Source organism: Streptococcus sp. HMSC072D03, from assembly GCF_001812855.1.
GTDB classification, from domain to species: domain Bacteria; phylum Bacillota; class Bacilli; order Lactobacillales; family Streptococcaceae; genus Streptococcus; species Streptococcus salivarius_D.
Genome location: NZ_KV810611.1, coordinates 1 through 3,092, shown reverse-complemented (window position 1 = coordinate 3,092; position 3,092 = coordinate 1). Strand labels below are relative to the sequence as shown.

General features: G+C 36.9%; 3 protein-coding genes and 1 tRNA gene. All 4 read right to left on the bottom strand.

Annotated features, from left to right (window positions below; translation table 11 throughout):
* Positions 1-67: 67 nt before the first annotated feature.
* Positions 68-1,471 (bottom strand): PcsB-like coiled-coil domain-containing protein, encoded by a 1,404-nt coding sequence (locus tag HMPREF2877_RS00995; protein WP_002886283.1) that lies wholly within the window; start codon positions 1,469-1,471, stop codon positions 68-70.
* A gap of 84 nt (positions 1,472-1,555) precedes the next feature.
* Entirely contained in the window at positions 1,556-2,080 is a 525-nt protein-coding gene (gene mreD, locus HMPREF2877_RS00990) for a rod shape-determining protein MreD (protein ID WP_002886282.1), read from the bottom strand.
* 1 nt (position 2,081) lies between these two features.
* On the bottom strand, positions 2,082-2,912 hold the full coding sequence (gene mreC / locus HMPREF2877_RS00985) for a rod shape-determining protein MreC (RefSeq protein ID WP_002886281.1): 831 nt from the start codon (positions 2,910-2,912) through the stop codon (positions 2,082-2,084).
* Positions 2,913-2,969: 57 nt separating this feature from the next.
* Positions 2,970-3,057, bottom strand: a tRNA-Ser gene (locus tag HMPREF2877_RS00980).
* Positions 3,058-3,092: the final 35 nt, after the last annotated feature.

The window sequence follows — 3,092 nt, the reverse complement described above, 5'->3', positions numbered from 1 at the left end:
GAGCGAAACGGACTTAAAGTCACAATAAAAACGATTCGAGAAAATTCGAATCGCCTTCTTGTAGTCATTATGGGTAAATATAGTATACAGAACCACCATGAGCTGAAGATGTTGGATCAAATGTACCACGGTAGTTACCGATTGACATGTTACCAGCATAGTTTGCTTCCATAACTTGAATTGAATTTGCACCTGATGCTGATGTTACGTAAGCTACGTGACCATAACCCCCACCATCATTTGGCCAAACCGCAATTGCTCCGGCTACAGGAGTTGTCCCGACTGAGTGGCCAGCTGCTTGTGCGCTAGCAATCCAGTTTTTAGCATTACCCCAGTAATTACCGACCCATGAAGCTAATGATTTAGCACCCCAAGTACATTGACCAACAGGATATGTATTAGGAGTTGAGGCAGTTGATACTTTAGGTGTTTCAGCTGCTGGAGCTGGTGCTTCTGAAGCTGCAGGCGCTTGACTTACTGGTGCCTCTGAAGTTGCTGCCGGTGCTTCGCTAGCAGGAGCTGGTGCTTCCGAAGCAGCTGGAGCAGCTGTTTCTGGCTGTGCTTCAGATGTTGCTGGAGCAGCAGGCGCAGGCGCTTGAGTAGTTTCTGAAGTTTCTGATGAAACAGGTTCTTGTGCTGCTTCAGATGTTGCTGTTTCTGAAACAGTAGCTTCTGAAGTTGCTGCCGCCTCTGATTGAGCTACAAATGCTGCCGCTTCTGAAGAAGCTACTGCTTGTGCGGCTGCCTCTGATTCTGCAATTGCTTGAGATTGAGCAACTGATGCTGCAGTTGAAGCTGCCACTGATTCTGCAGTTGATTTAGCAGAAACAAGTGATGTTTTTTCATCTTGAGCTGTAGCCAATTCTGCAGCCAAAGCAACTTGTGCTGCTTCTAGTTCTGCTTGTTGAGTTGTCAAACCAGCTTCTGTAGTTTCAAGTTCTGCTTTATTAGTTGCAATCTCATTAATAGCAGCTTGGTTTTGTTCTTGTTTTGCAGCAAGCTCTTTTTGATCAGACTCTTGTTTTGTCAACATGTCATTATTAGCTGTAACAACTTTTGAAATAGCTGTGATACGAGTAATAGCTTCAGAGATTGACTTAGAGTTCAAGATAGAGTTGATGTAGCTAGTCGCAGTATTATTTTGTTGAGCACTACGAGCTTGTTTCGCCAAAGAATCTTGACGAGCTACAATTTTACTTGATAATTCTTGAATTTCAGATTCCAAATCTGCTGATACTTTTTCAAGTTCAGCATTTTTAGTTTCCAATTCTGATTTTTGTGTTCTAAGTGTAGATACTTGAGATTGGATTGTAGCAACTTGCGCTTGTGCAGTCTCTTGTTGAGAAGCAAGGTTACTAATTGCGTTATCTGCAGCAGCGATTTGCGAATCATAATCCTCTGCATGTACTGATGCAGCTGCTGATAAGGTTACACCACTTACCAACACTGCTGAAAGAATACGTTTTTTCATAATATAAAATACTACTCCTTTTCGATAAGACCTTTTAATTGTATCAAAAAATGGCGCAAATTTTGTTACGCCAATATTACAGTTCTATTTAAATCTATCAACTGACAGATACAAAAATAATTTTTCAAGAATAGGTTTAATAAAGATAAAGATCAAAAGATTAAACACTATACTAGGACTTAGTTGATAAATAATAAAATTCGTCACAGACTCATTGGAGAAACCATAAAATAAGGCAAAGCCAAAATTTATAGTATCAAATAGAAAGAGGAATAAAAACATTAACAAAAAATCAACATAGGTATTTCTCTTAACAATTCGACCTAGCTGAGTTAACAGATAGCATAACAGTGGCAAAGTTAGAATTACTATACCAACTGTTTTGAAATAATAGGTATCATAAAGAAATCCAAAATAAACAAGGTAAAGATAGGAATACTTATTTGGAAAATCAAGAGTTAAGATGAAAATATAAATAATAAAAAGATGAGATGATAGAAAAAATTCAGGAGATAAATAATGATTAAGTATCATCGAAATATGACCATCCCATAGAAAAGGAACAATACTCAGTAAGAAAGGAATAATAGAATACTTGGATAATTTCATATTATTTACCATCTCCAACTAAAGTAACATAAGAAATTTTATCAAAATCAGCATAAGGTTTTACCAAAATCGTACGATTACCTTCATAATCACTCACAGAGTCTACAGTACCAATTGGAACATCCTTTACCGATACATCATCAAGACCACTTGTAACCACTTCAGTGCCAACCTTAACGTTAGAAGATGAATTAAGTTGTGTCATCTCTAGCAGCTTCTTTTTATTATCATAACGAGAGATAATCCCGAAAATCTGGTTATCATCCTCTGATTTGACGCTAGAAGCAAGGTAGCTATCACTAGAACTACTAGACAGTAAAGAAATAGTTGTAGTATCATCGTATACCTTAGTTACAAAACCGATTACTCCACCATTAGAAGTTGCTAGCATGGACTTACTAACATTCTTAGACTTACCGACATTAATCGTTAACTCTTTTAACCAAGTCACAGAAGGTCGCATGGAAACTTCAGCAGTGAGAACATTATCACGACTTAGCTTGTCCGAAAGATTAAGCGAAGCTCTTAAAGAATCATTCTCTTCTTGCAAGTTAGAAATAATAGATGATTGATTTTCTAAATTTGATAAAGATTTTTTTAAATCTCGATTCTCATTATAAGTTGATAAGAGATCAGAAATAACATTATGAGATTTTGATAAAGCAGTAAATGGAACTGAAATCACTGAGTCTACTTTGGTAACAAAACCCGAAACATTAGACGAGATTTCCTTCGTTAATTTTTTATTAGTAAAGACAAAAGAAAAAAGCATTACAAAAAATAGAATAACAATAAACCCATAAAGAAGAAATCGATAAAAACTATTTTTCATTTTGTCACCTCAAAAAAAGAAAACGAATTATCTAAAAGATAATTCGTCATAATACTACGGAGAATGGGGGATTCGAACCCCCGCGCCAGTTACCCGACCTAACGATTTAGCAAACCGTCCTCTTCAGCCTCTTGAGTAATTCTCCAATATGGGCACGAGTGGAATCGAACCACCGACCTC

What these genes read in the sequence shown, in the direction of transcription:
- HMPREF2877_RS00995 (WP_002886283.1), bottom strand. Translation starts at nt 1,471, where the DNA reads ATGAAAAAACGTATTCTTTCAGCAGTGTTGGTAAGTGGTGTAACCTTA.
- mreD (WP_002886282.1), bottom strand. Translation starts at nt 2,080, where the DNA reads ATGAAATTATCCAAGTATTCTATTATTCCTTTCTTACTGAGTATTGTT.
- mreC (WP_002886281.1), bottom strand. Translation starts at nt 2,912, where the DNA reads ATGAAAAATAGTTTTTATCGATTTCTTCTTTATGGGTTTATTGTTATT.